15 protein-coding genes and 1 other RNA gene are annotated in these 19,014 nt (G+C 42.1%); 6 read left to right on the top strand and 10 right to left on the bottom strand.

Annotated elements, in window-relative coordinates; translation table 11 throughout:
• The first annotated feature begins 264 nt into the window (after positions 1 to 264).
• Positions 265 to 594 (top strand): TraR/DksA family transcriptional regulator, encoded by a 330-nt coding sequence (locus tag B2575_RS11215; protein ID WP_045446956.1) that lies wholly within the window; start codon positions 265 to 267, stop codon positions 592 to 594.
• Positions 595 to 643: 49 nt separating this feature from the next.
• Here B2575_RS11215 and B2575_RS11210 read toward each other — a convergent pair whose 3' ends face one another.
• Together B2575_RS11210 and B2575_RS11205 are read right to left on the bottom strand one after the other, a co-directional pair.
• A complete protein-coding gene (locus B2575_RS11210; RefSeq protein WP_045451195.1) occupies positions 644 to 1,312 on the bottom strand; it encodes a thiamine phosphate synthase in 669 nt (222 codons plus the stop codon).
• A gap of 171 nt (positions 1,313 to 1,483) precedes the next feature.
• Positions 1,484 to 2,572: a serine hydrolase gene (locus B2575_RS11205; RefSeq protein ID WP_045451193.1), complete on the bottom strand. Its 1,089-nt coding sequence runs from the start codon at positions 2,570 to 2,572 to the stop codon at positions 1,484 to 1,486.
• 427 nt (positions 2,573 to 2,999) lie between these two features.
• Here B2575_RS11205 and B2575_RS11200 point away from each other — a divergent pair, with 427 nt between their 5' ends.
• The 3 genes from B2575_RS11200 (at position 3,000) to B2575_RS11190 (ending at position 7,440) form a co-directional block, all read left to right on the top strand.
• The gene (locus B2575_RS11200) at positions 3,000 to 3,635 is read left to right on the top strand and encodes a response regulator (RefSeq protein WP_055123802.1); all 636 of its coding nucleotides are present in this window, start codon (positions 3,000 to 3,002) and stop codon (positions 3,633 to 3,635) included.
• A 195-nt stretch (positions 3,636 to 3,830) separates the two neighbouring features.
• The gene (locus tag B2575_RS11195; RefSeq protein ID WP_045451191.1) at positions 3,831 to 5,624 is read left to right on the top strand and encodes a sensor histidine kinase; all 1,794 of its coding nucleotides are present in this window, start codon (positions 3,831 to 3,833) and stop codon (positions 5,622 to 5,624) included.
• 100 nt (positions 5,625 to 5,724) lie between these two features.
• A complete protein-coding gene (locus tag B2575_RS11190) occupies positions 5,725 to 7,440 on the top strand; it encodes a sigma-54-dependent transcriptional regulator (RefSeq protein ID WP_296242078.1) in 1,716 nt (571 codons plus the stop codon).
• Between the two features lie 75 nt (positions 7,441 to 7,515).
• Here the strand turns inward: B2575_RS11190 and B2575_RS11185 are convergent, their stop codons facing one another.
• Entirely contained in the window at positions 7,516 to 9,018 is a 1,503-nt protein-coding gene (locus B2575_RS11185; protein WP_296242077.1) for a S41 family peptidase, read from the bottom strand.
• Between the two features lie 352 nt (positions 9,019 to 9,370).
• Positions 9,371 to 11,029 carry a 2,3-bisphosphoglycerate-independent phosphoglycerate mutase gene (gpmI, locus tag B2575_RS11180; RefSeq protein WP_296242075.1) on the bottom strand — a complete coding sequence of 553 codons (1,659 nt, stop codon included), beginning with the start codon at positions 11,027 to 11,029 and terminating at the stop codon, positions 9,371 to 9,373.
• 260 nt (positions 11,030 to 11,289) lie between these two features.
• Between gpmI and ssrS the strand changes: the two genes are divergently transcribed.
• A non-coding RNA gene (ssrS, locus tag B2575_RS11175) (6S RNA) lies at positions 11,290 to 11,485 on the top strand.
• 140 nt (positions 11,486 to 11,625) lie between these two features.
• On the opposite strand, the gene B2575_RS11170 is transcribed toward ssrS, so the two are convergent.
• Positions 11,626 to 12,246, bottom strand: a complete 621-nt coding sequence (locus tag B2575_RS11170) for an FxsA family protein (protein ID WP_055123798.1) — start codon at positions 12,244 to 12,246, stop codon at positions 11,626 to 11,628.
• Between the two features lie 259 nt (positions 12,247 to 12,505).
• Here B2575_RS11170 and ruvC point away from each other — a divergent pair, with 259 nt between their 5' ends.
• A complete protein-coding gene (gene ruvC, locus B2575_RS11165) occupies positions 12,506 to 13,090 on the top strand; it encodes a crossover junction endodeoxyribonuclease RuvC (protein ID WP_045446965.1) in 585 nt (194 codons plus the stop codon).
• A 129-nt stretch (positions 13,091 to 13,219) separates the two neighbouring features.
• Here ruvC and B2575_RS11160 read toward each other — a convergent pair whose 3' ends face one another.
• From B2575_RS11160 to B2575_RS11140, 5 genes are all read right to left on the bottom strand, one after another.
• The gene (locus B2575_RS11160) at positions 13,220 to 14,194 is read right to left on the bottom strand and encodes an META domain-containing protein (protein WP_296242074.1); all 975 of its coding nucleotides are present in this window, start codon (positions 14,192 to 14,194) and stop codon (positions 13,220 to 13,222) included.
• 294 nt (positions 14,195 to 14,488) lie between these two features.
• Positions 14,489 to 15,151, bottom strand: a complete 663-nt coding sequence (locus B2575_RS11155) for a glutathione S-transferase family protein (RefSeq protein WP_045446968.1) — start codon at positions 15,149 to 15,151, stop codon at positions 14,489 to 14,491.
• A gap of 234 nt (positions 15,152 to 15,385) precedes the next feature.
• Positions 15,386 to 16,024, bottom strand: a complete 639-nt coding sequence (locus B2575_RS11150; RefSeq protein WP_045446971.1) for a peroxiredoxin — start codon at positions 16,022 to 16,024, stop codon at positions 15,386 to 15,388.
• Between the two features lie 240 nt (positions 16,025 to 16,264).
• Positions 16,265 to 17,026, bottom strand: coding sequence for a phospholipase D family protein (locus B2575_RS11145; protein WP_201614618.1), 762 nt, complete (start codon positions 17,024 to 17,026; stop codon positions 16,265 to 16,267).
• Positions 17,027 to 17,172: 146 nt separating this feature from the next.
• Complete coding sequence (locus B2575_RS11140) at positions 17,173 to 18,912, bottom strand: glutamine--tRNA ligase/YqeY domain fusion protein (RefSeq protein WP_296242069.1); 1,740 nt, start codon at positions 18,910 to 18,912, stop codon at positions 17,173 to 17,175.
• Positions 18,913 to 19,014 lie beyond the last annotated feature (102 nt).

Below are 19,014 nucleotides of genomic sequence, written 5' to 3'. Positions count from 1 at the left end.
TGGCTGTATAAAAGCAACCAAGCAAGAATTTGAGGCGGTGTATTCTAGCAGTTTTCTAGCAAGTGCTCATAAAGAACGCACTATTAAATTTTACTCGGGCGTGTCCTCATTTTGAAAATGAGGATAAAAATAATACAAATGGCTAAATTTTAATAAAAATCAGTAACATTTCGTGGTGGCACTTAGTAATAAAGCTGTTTAAGATGCTATTAGCACTGATAATAAATAATACCTACAATAAAAATAATCCATTAGGAGAACCCAATGAGTATCGACCTCCAAGCTGCCAAACAAAACCTACTAACCCTTAAAGAAGAATATGAGACTCGTATCGATAAAATTGAAGATCATATCCAAAACCCGCAAGACGACCTCAATGAGCATTGGGAAGACCAAGCCATCTCTTATCGTCAAAACGACATGCGTACAAATTTGATGGTTGAAGCCCGTCAAAGTTTGATCTATGTCGAAAATGCACTAAGTCGTATTGAAAACGGGACTTATGGTAAATGTGAAGTCTGCGGTGAGCAAATTGAAGAACAGCGCTTACAAGCACTACCTTACGCTACCCTATGTATGGAACATGCTGAATAACGACTCATTTTTACTCTAAAACATCCCTTCTAAACCAAAGTTCCAGTGGTCAAGCAGGCGTTTTCCATTGAGAGAATGCCTGCTGCCATTGTTTACAGCGCGCAGCGATTTGATCCACAGGTAAATCCATAATATCGCCAACGACCGCCACGTAAGTAATCGGCAAACCTGCCAGTTCGGTGATATTTTCTGCCGTCAAGCCACCTATGACACATATCGCTATATTTTGCTGACAGCCATCTATAAGCTGCTGGCGCGAGATAATATTGGCGTTAGGTTTTGTATTTGAGGTAAAAATCGCACCCATAGCGGCATAGCTTACGCCCTCATTTTTTGCTTCTTCAACCAGTTCTATCTTGCCATGACAAGTGCGTCCGATCATTTGGTTGGCATGTAGTTCGTCCTTAGCATCAGTGACTTCGCCATCTTGTTGACCCAAATGCACACCAACGCCGAGCTTGGCAGCCAGTTTAATATTGTCATTGATGACGACTGGTACGCTGTACGCTTTCGCCAACTCAACTATTTGTCTAGCCTCTTCGTATAGACGAGACTCACCATCAGGTAGCGCCAATATCTGCTTGCGACGAATTTGTAACAGCGCAATGAATCCTGTTGCTAGTGCTGCTTCTAATTTGCGATACAGCAGCGCAAACTCATCGTCATTGGTCAGTAAATATAGCTTTGGTGCTGATATAACAGTCGATGTTTGAGTCATGTTATTTTTCCTAGAGTGTGTCCTCATTTTAAAAATGGAGATAAAAATGAGATAAATTTTTAGCCCATTTAGAAGTCCATTGATTAAATTGAAGACACACTTTAAATTCAATACAATAAAAAGGCTGTTATATCGAATAACAGCCTTTTTATAAATGCTAAAACAGTAAGGTTATACCGTGCGGCGTGTCGCTAGACTGTTTAGAATATTTTTGGCATCACCCCAACGTGTAGCTGAGCTGTTAGCTCCTAAGATGACGATAATTGCTGGACGGTTATTCACACGCGTTTCCATGACCACACAACGACCAGCTTCATTGATGAAACCTGTTTTTGAGATACCAATTGGATAATCACCGGCACGAACCAAGCTACTGGTGTTATTGGCTTTATAAGTACGGTTACCACTTGAGTAGTTAGACACATAAAAGTCATAGCTCTTGGTGGTCGAGAAACGACGAATCACGTCATAGTTGCCCGCCGCGCGAACCATTTTAACCAAGTCGTTTGATGAAGCGACGTTGCGCTTATCAAGACCCGTTGGATCACCAAAGAAAGCTGTGGTCATACCCAGATCTTGAGCTTTACGATTCATGGCACGTATAAAGGCGGTATAGCCACCTGGATAATTACGCGCTAAACTCTTTGCTGCTGGGTTTTCTGATTTCATCAATGCCATGAGCAACATCTCGGCACGATTCAAACGATCGCCTGATTTAAGGTTAGAGCTGGCTCGCTTAGGGCCGACGAAATCTTCTGGATCGAGTGTGAGCTCTTCACGCATATCGAGACCAGCATCCAATACGACCATGGCCGTCATCACTTTAGAGATACTGGCCATTGGACGTGCAATGTCAGCATCTTTTTCATAAATAGATTCGCCCGTTTCAGCATCGATGACCGCAACACTACGCGAATCAGTGCTGATCGGTATCATGTTACTGCTACCAAATGAGCCACGATACGTTGTATTGTAGCTATTACTGCTATTGTAACTGTTATTACTACTACCGAAGCTATTGGCGTTGGTGATACTGGTCGTACCATTGCCACTATCGACTTTCTTGATAGCTGAGCCTTTGGATTTGTACATAATATTGCGTGCTTCAGATAAACTATCAGCACCGCCCCAACTCATGCGAGCACTAGAGCTAGTGTCAGCGCTACCATTAATAGTAAGTGCGGCTTGTGCAACACTGCCCAAACTCAATGAAATCATAGCAGCGATTAATTGCTGTTTGGTTAATGGTAGTTGCTTCATTATGCCTCCTGCTGTCACGATGCTGTTAATTAGAGAATCAGTTACATACTAACCAATAGCAACAACGTACGTAGCGTTTATGAATGGGTTTATAAGTACTCGTATAGAGTTTTTGTATTTTTAGTGTATCATGGTTTGCATTTAAGTTTAATGTATCAAGCTGATTTAATAATTTATTTTGGTGTAATTCAAATTTTACTACAACCACTTTATATTACAGAAACATTGACTCACATTTCAGCAATATATCTTAACTTTGGACACTGTAATTATTCGTTTTTTGTTATATTAAACAATGGTATCTATCTAAAAGATTAGCAATATTTTATTTTTTTCAAAAACTAAAAAAACGACTCTAATGATTTTATTTTTTGTCATTTAGCGTCAATAAAAGCCTTCATTCTGACAAACAACAAAGAGTATCGTTATGATTAAAGTACTGGTAGTAGATGATCATGATTTGGTGAGAATGGGTATTAGCCGCATGTTGTCAGATAGTATCGATATCGAAGTAATCGGCGAAGCGGACAGCGGTGACATGGCCATCAAATTGGCCAAACAATTGCGCCCTGATGTGGTTTTGCTTGATGTCAATATGCCTAATATTGGTGGGCTTGAAGCAACCAAACGCTTAATTCAGCTGGATATGGGTATCAAAATATTGGCCGTCAGCAGTATGTCAGCGCAGCCTTACCCTTCTATGCTCATCAAAGCTGGCGTCAACGGTTACATCACTAAAGGCACGCCACTCGATGAGATGATTCGCGCTGTCAAAAAAATCTATCAAGGTGGTCGTTATTTTAGCCAAGATGTCGCTGAGCAACTGGCTGATGTTTTGCTGTCAGATAATGCCAACTCACCTTTTGACTTACTGAGTGATCGCGAAAAACAGGTGGCAATGATGGTTGTTAACTGTCAAAGCCCGCAGCAAATCGCCGATCAGCTATTTGTGAGTGTCAAAACCATCAACACTTACCGCTATCGTATTTATGAAAAAGTTGGGGTTGATAGCGATGTGAAGTTAACACATTTGGCCATTCGTCATGGTCTAATTCAGCCATAACTCATTAGGGCGTGTCCTCAGTTCAATTGATGGACATCTACATGGGCTGAAAATGGCTAAATTTTATCAAGTATCGTCAAATATCCCGATATTAATGACGATATATTCCTTGTTTGATTGTAATTTATCTCATTTTACCCCTATTTTTAAAATGAGGACACGCCCTAGCAACTGTTCCCTTATTGCGGTCAATCTATGAAGCCTGCTACTAATATCGTCTCTACTGTTACTCATTATTTGCATCGTGATGACACGCTATCTCCACCTCAATTGCGCAGGTTGGGGCTTATTTATAGCAGTTACCGCTTTGCTGTTAGTCTGTTTTCTCTACTGATGGTATATATCACCGCTCACTCTGACAACAGCCTCTCTCTACCAAGCTTTTTACAACAAACAACGCTTAGCTTTTATTTCCTACTGAGTCTTATTTTACTTGGCTTGTTTTATGTCGTTAATCATCAAATGCGGCGGCAGTTAGCTTTTGGTTTAGTATTAGACGTCATTATATTAAGCTTATTACTATATACAGCGGGTGCGCCTGATTTACAGTTGACCATGCTATATATGGTGGTCGTCGCAGCGAGTTTTATGTTGCTACACGGCTCACAAGCCTTAATTATTACCTTACTCGCTATTATTTTTGTCATTTATCAGCAATTCTTTTATGCCATTGCCAATAGCATGAGCTTAGCAAATTTAGGGGACGCATTGCTCATGTCAGCCAGCTTTTTGGCGGTTGGTGGTTTGAGCTGGTCCATCTCACAGCGTTTGGTACAACTTGAGAAAGTAGCAGCGAGTCACGCTAAAGAAGTTGAACGATTAAACGTCATCAACCAAGAAGTCATCACGCAAATGGTCAATGGTGTCATCGTCATCGATAAAAAGCATATCGTTTTAGCAAACCTTGCCGCTCACCAATTACTTAGCCTTTCGCACACCCCTTCCGCATCATTGCACAACACCTCTATTGATACAAAAGATACTCGAAACAATACTCGCAGTGCACTCTTATCTAACTTTCAGCAGCAGCTTGGTCAACAACATACGCAGCTATTTAAAGCCTGTTTGTCAGTAGCGGCAGGCCAATCACGTACCTTTATTTATGATTTGCCTGCAGTCGCAAACGCTTCCATATTCGGTAAACTGCGCGTACAAATTATTCCATTAAAAGATGACAGTAAATTGATAATGTTAGAGGACTTACGCCGCGAGCAAGCCAGTGCCCAACAATTGAAACTGGCTTCTTTAGGGCAATTGACGGCGAGCATCGCCCATGAAATAAGGAATCCTTTGGCAGCGATATCACAAGCCAGCCAATTATTAATGGAAGATGTTATAGAAGCCAATCTAGAAGTCGATACAGCAGATAATACAATAACGGCGACTATCTCAAATGACGATATGGCAGCGAATCATGAGCTTTATCAAATGATATTTTCACAAACAAAACGCGTGAATCGCATTATCGAAGATGTACTAAAATTGTCTCGCCAGCAAACTGCAAACCAGCAGTCGATTATACTGGCAGACTGGATGCCAACATTTTTAGAGAATTACTTTCAAGGACACGATGTTTTTCTACACGTAAAAACACAACCGACCATATCATTCGACACGCATCAACTAGAGCAAGTCTTAATCAATTTAATCAACAATGGCTTGCGCTACAGTAGCTACGCCCACCCTCATGCCTATGTGGAAATCGAGATTTATTGTGCGGATAACGATGTTATAATTGATATCTTGGATGCTGGTCGTGGGGTTAGCACCAAAGACTTAGAACATTTATTCAATCCATTTTTTACGACAGATCAAGCAGGGACAGGCTTAGGACTGTATTTATCACAAGCTTTTTGTGAGGCCAACCAAACTCGTTTGCTTTATATTCCTGAACATGAAAAAACCTGTTTTCGCTTGATAGCACCTGCTATTGGCGCTGATACTCATGTAAATAAAACTGAACATAATGTTAATGCCACTATTTTATAAATATTAACGTTACCAAGTATTAATATTATATGGAATACTTTGCCATTAAGGCCTCTTGGTTTTTACCATTTTATAGCTATTGAATACGATGAGATGATGTATGACAACAACCGCGCTAGTCGTTGATGACGAAGTGGATCTGTGCCGATTGATGCAAATTACTTTGACCAAAATGGGCATTAAAAGTGATGTAGCATATACTCTGTCACAAGCAAGATCATACTGGCAAGACAATGATTACGATTTTTGTCTGACCGATTTAAAGCTGCCTGATGGGTCAGGACTAGAGTTGGTAAAAGAAATCAGTAATAGCTCTAGTACGCCCATTGCCGTGATTACTGCTCACGGCAGTATGGACCTCGCCATTGAAGCATTGAAGCTTGGTGCTTTTGACTTTGTGAATAAACCTCTTGAGTTACCGCGCCTACGTCAACTGGTGGAAAATGCTTTAAAAGTTATTCATCAAGACAATGAAACAAAAGCCACAGCCGAATGCTCACCCGAACAAAAACTGCTGGACAGTAGACTCATTGGTGATTCTGCGGTGATGCACCCACTGAAAAATACTATTTTAAAATTAGCACGCTCACAAGCACCTGTATTTTTGTCAGGCGCTTCGGGTACTGGTAAAGAAGTGGTTGCCCGATTGATTCATGATTTAAGCCCACGCCGTGATGGTAGCTTTGTACCAGTAAACTGTGGGGCGATACCATCAGAGCTGATGGAATCAGAGTTTTTTGGTCATAAAAAAGGCAGCTTTACAGGAGCTGTCGCTGACAAGCAAGGGCTGTTTCAGCAAGCCAATGGCGGCACGTTATTTTTAGACGAAGTGGCTGATTTGCCTTTAGCCATGCAGGTAAAACTACTGCGCGCCATTCAAGAAAAAACGGTGAGAGCCATTGGTGATACCAAAGAGGTTCCCGTAGATATTCGTATCTTGTCCGCCACCCACAAAAACCTAAACCAATTGGTACAAGACGGTGCGTTTCGACAAGATTTGTACTACCGTATCAATGTGATTGAGTTAAAACTGCCGACGCTCAATGCACGTCGTGACGATATCCCTGTATTAGCCAAGCACTTTTTAACATTAATTGCTGATGAATGGCAGTTAGAGAACCCACCGATACTCACTGTTGAGGCATGCGAGCGTTTGCAAGATCATAACTTTGCGGGCAACGTTCGTGAACTGCGTAACGTCCTTGAACGTGCAGTAACCCTAGCAGAGACACAGCACATTGACATCAGCCACTTGGGTTTGCCTGATATTGATATAACCCATCACCGCGCAGTCTCTCAAGATCAGAAGAGTGAGCCAGCGGTTGTCAATAATACTCAACATTCTGAGCGTCAAACAAGCAACCAAATGGTCGCTCAATCGATAGAAAATAGAGAAAAAGTCATTCAATCTATGGATGAGACTATAGCACCACAGGTCAAGCAAGTGACGACCAACTTGCACCCTTATCGTACTAACGTTCAGCACTACCCTTCTATGATACAGCGTTCAGAAAGCCATCATGCAGAAAACCCCAACCATACAGCCCGTCACAATCACGAAGAATCTGTCACTAATCGATCTATTCTGCAAGAAAGTGATGAAAAAGCAATTCTAAGCAAATTAAAGGATGGTCAGTTACCCTCTCAAGGGTTGGAACATTACCTACAAGAACAAGAAAAACAGTTGATTATTACCGCGCTAAAAAAAACTGCTTGGAATAAAACGCAAGCAGCTGAACTACTAGGCACCACTTTTCGCTCTTTACGCTATCGCATGAAAAAACTAGAGATAGCTGAGGATCAATTCGAGCCATAGCATTCGCCATTTTTGAATAACGACAAATGATATTTTAACGTTAATATATTGCGATAGCCTGTCTTTAAGTGAGCCTTACTGAACCCTATTGCCTGCCACCGCTTGATCGACTTTGGCAGGTTTTCGGACAAAACGAATGCCCGAATCAAGTGCTTTTGTTTTTAGTAAAGCAAGCGCTTGCTGCTCCCATGTACTTTCACTTCCTGACAAGGTCATATCAGGCTCTACACCGATTCCATCGATCTTATTGCCTGACGCTGTCATATAGTTGGCGACGGTGAGTTTGACAGCCTGCTCATCATTCAGTGGGATGACTGACTGTACCGACCCTTTACCATAGCTGACTTCACCAACGATTGTGGCACGTTTTTGTGCTTGTAAGCTGCTAGCAAGCACCTCTGCCGCTGACGCCGAATAGCGATTTTGCAGTACCACCACTGGCAATGATTCAAGTATCGCCAGACCTTGAGTGGATAGCGTACGCGTATCACTTTGACGACCCTTTACTTGTACCACATTAGTGTCGCTCATAAACAAACTGGCCACACTCACCGCCGACGTTAGCACCCCGCCTGGATTATCACGCATATCTAGCAAGATACCTGTGATAGGTGCGTCTAGATCTATCAAGCCTTCCAAGAGTTTTTCACGACTATTATTTTGAAAGGCAGGCAACTTAATAACAGCGATACCGTCAATGAGACTTGCCTCGACCGTTTGAGGGTGGCTGTTATTACGCTGCAAGGTCGTGGTATGTTTGCGGCGACCAGCTTTTGAGGTGATAACATCTACTTGCGTACCCGCAATCCCTGTCAAAAGCTGCTCGATATCGTTACTTTCTTTATCTTCATCAAGTTTGAAATCACCGACTTGATGTAAATAATCGCCAACCGCAATGCCCTTTTTATCTGCAGGCGATGCATCAATAACCTCTGTAATCACCCAATAGCCATCTGTAGGCTGATAATTGACTTTAATACCAACATCACCCACATCACCTTCGGTAAAGGCACGCAGGTTTTCATAAGCCTCAGCATCTAAAAATTCAGCATGACTATCTAGCTTAGTCAACATACCACTCAACGCATTATTGAACAGCTCTTCATCGTTGACCGCATCTACATATTCACGGCGTACCAAATCCACTACCGCAACAAACGTCTTGAGCGTTTCTGGAGAAATGGCATTCAATGATACTTGCGCAACCTCAGGTGGAATACTGACATCGATCTCATTCGTGTCATCAGTCAAGGCACTCTCATCTGCGACACTGTCTATCGAATCGTCAACTTGGTCGGCCGACTCAAGCATATCAGCGACATCTGATAAATTATTAGTGTCATCTTCTGTGGCTATCTCATCGGCATTTAAGCTAATCAGTTGTAGACTGGCGGTGGGATTATTGATGGTCGCATTAGCTGGTGACCTCGCTGCTTGTGCGTACATACTAGCAGTGCTGAGCCCAAGCAGACCTATCATCAATGCAGGTTTAAAAATAGTCGGCGCAGTGAATACCTTCATTGCTTGTTTGCCCAATCGCTTCGTCACTGGTAAGCGCATAAAATAAATAGAACGCATAAGAGAACTCGTTTAATAATAGAATTATTTTTATAGATATATAGATGAATATTTATCTCATAAGATAGCATCAAGAGCCAGTCTAAGACTAGGAGAGTATTGCAAGTAACATTCACGATAACTGATATGATTTCATCAAATGATGAGTAGCGGTGTCAAGTTTGTTTAGCAGGCGAAATATCATGCTGGCCCTTATTTTCTTTACTATCCAAACATTTAAAGATAAATAAAGTCAGCCAAATATCTCTTAAAAAACAGATCAAAAAAAGGAGAGACAATAAATATCTCTCCCCTTTCTATTACTTCTAACAATGCTAGTAAGTTGTCAATATAATCGTATTAAATGCCTGACTTACAACGCTGGAACCAGTAAGCTTTCGCCCGTCATTTCAGCAGGCTGCTCAATATCCATCAGCGCCAAAATAGTCGGTGCGACATCGCTCAACTTACCACGACTACGTACTTGTAGCTTTTTCTCACCCACATAAATGAGTGGCACATGTTCAGTGGTATGTTGAGTATGTACTTGACCGCTTTCGTAATCTTGCATCTGCTCACAGTTGCCATGATCTGCTGTGATAAGCATATCACCGCCAGCAGCGCGTACCGCTGACTCAATACGGCCAACACAGACATCTAGCGCCTCTACTGCTTTTACAGCCGCATCAAAAATCCCTGTATGCCCGACCATATCACCATTGGCATAGTTGACAATTAACACGTCATATTTGCCTGATTCAATGGCAGCCACTAATTTATCGGTCACTTCAGGCGCACTCATCTCTGGTTTCAGATCATAAGTCGCCACATCTGGAGAGGGTACGAGAATACGTGTTTCACCCTCATACTCTTCTTCACGACCACCGCTAAAGAAAAACGTCACATGCGCGTATTTTTCAGTTTCAGCGATACGCAGCTGAGTTTTACCATTGTCTTGCAAATACTCGCCAAGTGTATTGGTCAACGACGTGGGATAATAAGCAACGCTAGTTTTGGGATTGTCTGCTAAAACGTCAGAATATTTGGTCAGCATCACAAACGCCGCAAGTTTTGGCTGCTTATTGCGGGCAAACCCTGAAAACTCATGATCTGGCAAGACAAAAGCTTGCGCCAGCTCACGGGCACGGTCAGCACGGAAGTTCATAAAGATAAGCGCGTCATTGTCATCAACGGTATATGGCACTTCATCACGGCCAATCACTACGGTCGGGTTAATAAATTCATCGGTTTCGCGTGCCTTATAAGCAGCTTGTACTGCGCCATCTGCACGCGTAGACAGACGATCGGCTTTACCTTCAGTGATAAGCTCATAGGCTTTTTGCACACGATCCCAGCGATTGTCACGATCCATTGCATAATAGCGCCCAATGATACTGGCAATCTGTACGCGGCCGCCTTCATAATGAGCATTAAGCTTATTGATATGATCCCGCAGACGATTAATATACTTATCCGCCGATTTAGGTGGGGTGTCGCGTCCATCCAAGAAGCAATGAACAAAGACATTTTTGGCGCCGTGCACTAACGCCGAGTGGCACATTGCTTCGATGTGATCTTGATGCGAATGTACACCACCATCTGACAGCAAACCCATGATATGGACGTTACCACCCAACTCGTTCGCGGCTTTAACCGCCTTGACTAAGGCTTCGTTTTTATAAAATTCACGATTGGCTACTTCACTTGAGATACGAGTCGAATCTTGATACAGAACGCGACCCGCACCTAAGTTCATGTGCCCAACTTCTGAATTGCCAAACTGCCCATCTGGCAAACCAACATCTTCTCCAGAAGCAGAGATCAATCCATGCGGATATTGCTGATAAATCCTATCCAAATTTGGCATACTGGCGGCAGCAATCGCATTATCCTTATCGTCTTCACGATGCCCAAAACCATCTAATATCATTAAGACATGCGGCACTTTTTTATTTTGATCGCCATCCTGCTTACTATTGAGCTGAGCCTGATTATCATCGATAAATGCTGATTGTTGCTGGGTATTGGTCATGGATTACCGCTCCTCAAGTGAATGAACGCCTATAATGCTATATTAGGATGTTTAAAGCCCTCTATATTAACACACATCTTAAAATAGCTGAAAAATCGTCATTTTACGCCCACTCTTAAGCGTTTAAAGCATACTTATTTAAAGCACATCTATCAGTAGAAAAGGCGGTTAAAACTTAATAGCAATAATGCCACTCTCTAAATCTACGTATCAATCTGTAAATCATACTTGCAATCATTCAAACCATTCGTTAAGATAATTATATTCTGAAGTGTTGGCTAGTAGATGTTTATTCCCTGAGCCGATAATGCTTTACCAGGATGTGGTACCTATTGCTTCATTGTGTATGCCTGCACCGCTTGCGGTGTATCAGGAAACCTGCAGAGGCAGTGACGCATCCGCCCTGAACTTCACGGTTCATGGGTCACCATCTTACAGCGGCACTTCGGTTGTTCTATTCGGTTAATTATTATTTTATTTATATTCGGTAGGTTTACTTATAATCTACCATTTCATAAAGACTTAGTAATAACCATTAAAAACCCCCTTTTATCATTGATAAAAGGGGGTTTTTCTATGCTTGCCGATTAATTCTACTATTCATCATTGGCAGATTTGGTGATTTTTTTCACATCCTTGGGAATGGTTTTTGCTGTCCCATCAATCGTTGTATGCTGTTTAAACCCATCGCCAAACGGGTTTTGTTGTTGACCAAATGGGTTCTGATTATTCATACCACCTGCGCCGCCGAATGGGTTTTGACCGCCCATGCCACCAAACGGATTTTGTCCGCCGCCCATCTGTCCACCCATTTGCTTGGCCATCATTTCCATCATTTTTTGCTGATTATTCATGACATAATTATTAGCAAAGTCTTTGAGCTTCTTTTGCACGGGTGGCAATATCACCAATAATGCGAGCAAATCGCTCAGCACACCTGGAATGAGTAGCAGAATACCAGCCGCTGCCATGGCCACACTTTTCATCATGGTTGATTCTTGCGGACGCATCGATGGGTTCATCATGCCACCTGCTTTCATTTGCTGCGCCATTGGATTGAGGGCAGCCATCCCTTTACGCAAGAGGGAGATACCGATGACTGCGGCGATAATAAACCACATAAATACCCACCAACCACTCATAAACTGAGCAAGCAAATACCAAAGTAGCATTTCGATAATAAACCAAACAATGGCAATACCAACTATCTGACCCATAAAGTGTCGTCCTATAAGATAAAATCTAAAAAATTAAGCGCCATGAAAATTAAAATGGCTAACATATGATGTATATGGGGATTGATTGCTATACTATCAAACTTAAGGCTGATTTTTAAGCCATATAGTCGGTACAATATAATTTGGATACAAGGAAGATGAGTAAAAGTACTACGAGTAGTAGGCTGAGCGAGTCTGACACCGTATCTGATTTATATAGGATTGAATATAAAATAAAATGTAAGCAAGATGGGATATTATGGCAATTATTATCGGGATTGATCCTGGTTCGCGCATGACCGGTTATGGCATCGTGCAACAAACAGGCGACAAACTCACCTATATCGATGCAGGTACCATACGTACCGACACCAAAGAGATGCCTGAACGTCTAAAGCGGATTTTTAATGGCTTAACGCGCATCACACAGCATCATTTGAAATATGCTGATGAGCCTATCTATACTGCCATTGAGCAAGTATTTATGGCAGAAAACCCTGACTCAGCGTTGAAACTTGGGCAAGCGCGAGGTGCTGCTATTGCCGCTATGGTTGCTCTGGATTTAGAAGTGTCAGAATATACTGCACGCCAGATTAAGCAAGCCGTTTGCGGTTATGGTGCAGCGGCAAAAGAGCAAGTGCAAGAGATGGTCTGCCGCATACTATCTTTGGATGTCGTGCCACAGCAAGATGCCGCCGATGGTCTTGCCTGCGCCATCTGTCATGCGCATTCAAGCCATTCCATGAATAAATTAATATTAAACAGCGCCATGCGTGGGCGCGGTGCATCTAAGAAAAAAGGTCGCTGGCGTTTGACAGAAGAAGATTTAGGCAATTTGCGTTAAGAACGCTTATAACACAAGCATAAAAAACACGCGTCTAAATAGCGCGTGTTTTTCGAACTGTCTAAGTTATTTACACTATCACTTTACTATAAAATCGCTTTACTATAAAAATGCAAAGGCTTAAACCGACTACTCTGCGACGGCACTTTCGATCACTGCATCCAACACATAAGCATATTCTTCACCTTCTGTACTATCGTCACTGTCTAATGGGTAACGCTGTAGACGTAATACTTCATCATGCATGCCATCATGCTGATAACCATCGATTTCATCCGTAAAGACTGCCCACTTGCCTTCGCTCGTTTTAATACCTTGGTCATCATAGGTAATGGGTTTCACTTGTAGACACATCTCTGAGCCATTATCAGTGCAAGGTATCATTTTCGAGCTTACTGCCCAGAATACGGTCTCACCTTTACTATTATACTTGGCTTGTGATGTAAGCCTGCCTTCCCAAATCAACGTTGCTCCGACACTGGTCACTTGGGTTAATATTGGCTTATCACTCTTAAGACTATCATCCTGAGAGTTGTTGTCTTTAGCGTCGCCATCTTTGGCACTGTTAGCTTTCACTAATGTTAACTGGCTTTCACCTTGCATCAGCTGACTTAAACTATTTTCAGCCTTATCGAGCTCACCACAAGACATTTTCGTACTCATACCCTCTTCAATAGTCAAAGTGTGACCTTGCAATTGGTAGCCAGCGCTCATAGTATTACAGCCAACGCTATAACTTAACGTATTCTCACCTTGGTATTGATTAAAAGACAAACGCACTTGGTCTTTAATATCCGTCAGCATGTTTAATGGCTGTGCGCCTTTGTCCATTGCAGACATCAATGTCCAACGATAACGTGAAAGATTGGCAATCATTTTCTCTTCAGCGCTCATCTTATCCATCTGAATATCATCCGTTACTGCATCAGCATTCATCTCTATGCCATCACCATTTATTGCATCAGCGCTTGTCTGAGTGCCTTCCTGTACGTCACTTTCATTGGGCAAAGAAGCATCTTGGCAAGCACTTAAAACAACGCTTAGTGCCAACAAACTTGGTAGTAAAGTGAATCGAATTGGCCGTTTTTTAACAGATGAGGTCATAGCAGTCATACCTTGTGGTTATCCCTTTTTTAAGTCAAAGTATTTAAAAAATCAGGTTAAATATTTAACAATAAGGGGCTGATGATATCCACTTTATTAAAGCGTCACAATTCACCACTATAGCGCCGTTGATTACCATGGTTGTAACAAAGTGTTTATTTTTATGGATTCATCGTAACTGCTATTTTAATATTTAAAAGTACCATAAAAAATCAATGGTCTCAGATAATTGAAAATTTCATCAATTATTCAAGACCATCAATGATGTCACATTTTTAATTTTTCGCGCTAGTCTTACTCGTTTGTATGAGCAATTTTGGCTTTTGCCATATTTTTAATACTGAAACGCTCATTCATCATTTGATAAAAACGCGCAAGATTTTCGCCCTGCTCATTCGGATTTACGTTCAGGACTTTACCAAAATCCAAACCGAGATATAGGACGATATCAGCAAAGCTTAATTGTTCACCAACCAAATACTCACGACCTTCTAAAATATTCTCAAAATAAGCAAGGGCTTTAACAGCCCGTGCAACAGATGGCGCGACAAACTCTGGGACTTGCTCAACACGTTGGGCTTTGGACGGATGGCTGTGCTGAAAAGCCAGCATAAAATTATATAATACTTCAAACTCAGCAATGCGGCGCATAGCGCACACTTGCGCACGTTGTATTACATCATTCCCCATCACCGAGCGCTCACCATAGACACGGTCGAGATACTCACATACAGCCTGTGAGTCATTAAGTACCGTGCCATCCCCTAGTATGAGAACTGGCACGGTCTGCATTGGATTTATTTTGGTGAACTCGTCTGACATTTGCTCATTGGCAGCAAAATCAATATCAATCACGTCTACATCATCCATATCATCGACATCGATGCCTTTTGATGCTAACAAAATAAGGGCTTTACGTGGATTGGGCGCAGTACGGGTGACGTATAGTTTTTTCATGGCAAACTCCTTGTAAGATTAGACAAAAGCGACTCAACGCTATCTGGTTTTATTATGGTTATTACGCTGTTGATGATAGATAAAGACTGGCCATCCTTTATACAACAGTTATATCCTACTCTGCTCATCATAGCAAAGCCTTATTAGGCTTGCTTTTTTGATCAGAGACTAAACAACAAAAAGCCCCACAACGTTACGTCATGAGGCTTCATTTCATTCATCCAGTCATGCTACTTATTTATTGGGTGCAGGCGTCGTACGTAAATAAGGCTTAATTTCTGTATAACCTTTAGGGTATTTAGCCGCGATATCTTCGTTTTTGACACTTGGTGGAATGATGACATCATCACCATCTTTCCAGTCAACTGGCGTCGCAATGTTATATTCATCAGACAGTTGCAGAGCATCAATGACACGGATAATCTCGTCAAAATTACGACCACAGCTTGCAGGATAGGTCAGCGTTAAGCGGATTTTTTTATTTGGATCAATAATGAAGACACTGCGTACCGTATGCGTGCTATCTGCATTTGGATGCATCATGTCATATAGCTCAGCGACTTCTTTGTTCGGATCAGCAATGATTGGAAAATTTAGCTCAGTACCTTGCGTCTCACCAATGTCTTTTGCCCACGCATGATGGTCATCGATACCATCAACAGAGATACAGATTGGCTTGACACCACGCTTTTGAAATTCGCCATTCAGTGCCGCAGCACGACCAAGCTCAGTAGTACATACTGGCGTAAAATCAGCTGGATGGGAGAAAAAAACGACCCAATTATCGCCTGCCCACTCATGAAAGTTGATATTACCCTCTGTGGTTGCAGCGTCAAAATTCGGTGCGGTATCGCCTAAACGTAAATGTGCCATGCTTAATTCCTTAGCTATGTTAGTGATGAGCACTAATATCCAAAGATATTTGCGTGCTCTATTATTATCAACGTACTTTTTATTATCAACGTGCCCTGTCAGATATTACACAATAACTCAAAGCACGTCAGCAAAAATTCTATTTTATCTTAGCAAACTGGTTATGACTGTCTTGTGAAGGATTGTAATGCGGTTATTCTGTTTATTACTAAGTAATTTAGCATAGACTTAACGAATGAATCAAATCACCATCCCAGAATCCCACAAACAAAAATCACCGAATTTACCTTTTTTACTGGTACCACCTGCTGCACGCCCAGCATCTGTTAATGTAAGCTCACCTTCTTGCTCTTGTAAATATCCCGCTGCAAGCAACTTATCATTTAACTCTTGTGTCTTAAAACCCAGCTCTTTGGCAAGCTTTGCTGTGGTCAGCTTAGAGTAATTAGGCGTTGCCGCTTCTATAGCAGTAGGTGCGACCGTTGTATTAGCATTATTGCTGGGCATTGTATGACTGGCAGTAGCAGTATTATCAGTCCTACCATCAGATTCGGTCACTTTTTCAAGCGACATGCGCACTTCATCGCTGATACGAATAATGCGCTGTGCCTCCTCATAAGTATCGGCATAAAGCTTACTATCTTCATTACGATAAATCAGCACGCCCATTTCATTATTATTGACTTGGCTAAATTCATAAAGGTTCAAACTGGTAATGATGCATTCGTTTTCATTCAGATAACACTTTGCATGCAAGTTTTTGCAAAAGCTGGTGCGAATAAAAGTCAGATTTTTTAGCCAGTTTATTTCTTCTGGGTGCAAATCATTCTTGCCATAAACGATTCTAATATCAATTTTGAGGCGATTACGGTCTTCTAATAGCTCTTTAATACGCTCATTCAGCTTTAAATAGGGACTGATGATAATCAACCTATCAGACGCATTTTTAATCAATTCTTCTAAATGGTAAGTCGTGCCACTGCTGTTTAAAAATTTTGCCATTATTATTTCCTCAAATCTTACGATCAATCACTTTATAATCATGCACAAAAAAGCCCATCCCTAGCGTACTAGAAATGGGCAAGCTTGCAAACCACTATTATTCAGTAGTTTTTCAAATAAGCGCTAATGCCGTTAATAGTGATAAATTAAGCTGGCTTATAGCTGTCACGCAAGCTGACGATTTGGTTAAAGATTGGTTTGTCAGTGCTATGGTCTTCGCTATCAGAGATAAAGTAACCTTCACGCTCGAACTGGAAGCGTGTGCCAGCGTCCGCATTCACCAATGACGGTTCAACCACGGCATTGAGTTCAGTCAACGAGTTAGGATTTAATGCTTGATGGACGTCAGCGACGCCACTTGGGTCTTCGACACTAAATAACTGCTCATACATGCGCACCGTTGCTGGGATGCCTTGGCTAGCTGATACCCAATGAATCACGCCTTTAACCTTACGACCTTCAGGATTTTGACCCAAAGTCGCCGGATCAATCGTCGCTTTTAGTTCGACCACATTGCCCGCTTCATCCGTAATGTGCTCAGTCACTGCCAATACATAGGTATTACGCAAGCGGATTTCTGGCTTTTCTGGCGATAGACGCTTATACCCTGCTGGCGGCTCAATCTCGTAATCGCCTTGATCGATATAGATGGTCTCAGTGAAAGGAATTTCACGCTCGCCCATATCGACATTAGGATGATTTGGCTGCGTGAGCCATAAAGTCTGTGCATCATCGTCCCAACGCGCATTAACGCTATCAGCCTTTTGCGACTCCCAACTGCTGACCGCTTCAGCAAAGTTGGTAATAGTCACTTTTAATGGCTTAAGCACTGCCATACCGCGACCTGTGGTCGTCTCTAATGATTGGCGAATACTAAATTCTAATAAGCGAAAGTCAACGACGCTGTCTACTTTAGTTACACCAACACGCTCACAGAAATCACGTAAACCCTCTGGTGTATAACCACGGCGACGCATGCCAGCGATCGTCGGCATACGCGGATCATCCCAACCACTAACGATATTTTCGTCAACCAACTGTTTAAGCTTACGCTTGCTGGTCAAGGTATGATCGACATTTAAGCGGCTAAATTCATACTGATGCGGTGGTACATCAAAGCCAATTTTGTCAATGACCCAATCATAAAATGGACGATGATCTTCAAACTCCAGCGTACACAATGAATGGGTAATGCCTTCGAGTGCATCAGAGAGCGGATGGGCAAAATCATACATCGGATAAATGCACCATTTATCACCCGTTTGGTGATGCGCTTGATGCATGACGCGGTAGATAACGGGGTCACGCATATTCATGTTTGGGCTTGCCATATCAATCTTGGCGCGCAACACGGCTTTACCTTCTGCAAACTTACCTTCTTTCATGTCATTAAAGAGGGACAAGTTTTCTTCAACACTGGCAGAACGATGTGGTGACGCCGTGCCTGCCTCATTGAATGAGCCTCGGTTTTCTTTAATTTGCTCAGGCGATTGCAAATCTACATAAGCGTCGCCTTGTTTGATAAGCTGAATCGCCCAAGCATAAAGTTGGTCAAAGTAGCCTGACGCATGGTGCGCCTCTCCTGCCCACTCAAATCCAAGCCATTTGACATCATTTTCGATATTGTCGATGAAGTCTTGCTTTTCTGCGGTTGGGTTGGTGTCATCAAAACGCAGGTTACAAACACCACCAAACTCTTCAGCCACGCCAAAGTTTAGGCAGATAGATTTTACGTGCCCCAAGTGCAAGTAACCGTTTGGCTCTGGCGGAAAACGCGTCACGATTTGTGGGTATTTTTGCGCCTTGACATCGTCACGAATGATATTGCGAATAAAATCGTTTTTTTGTTCGTCTTTTTGTGCATTGTTGCTTGAGTGCTCACTCATCGGGCATTGCTCCTAACGCAAATTGTCAGTTCATGCTACGTGCCATCACGCAGCATGGAAAATTCAAACCAAATCATTAAAAACAAGTTATTAAAAATGATA

The organism is Psychrobacter sp. UBA6739 (assembly GCF_002453835.1).
Lineage (GTDB): Bacteria > Pseudomonadota > Gammaproteobacteria > Pseudomonadales > Moraxellaceae > Psychrobacter > Psychrobacter immobilis_A.
Note: the sequence above shows the minus strand (reverse complement) of the source record. Positions and strands in the feature narration are given on the sequence as shown.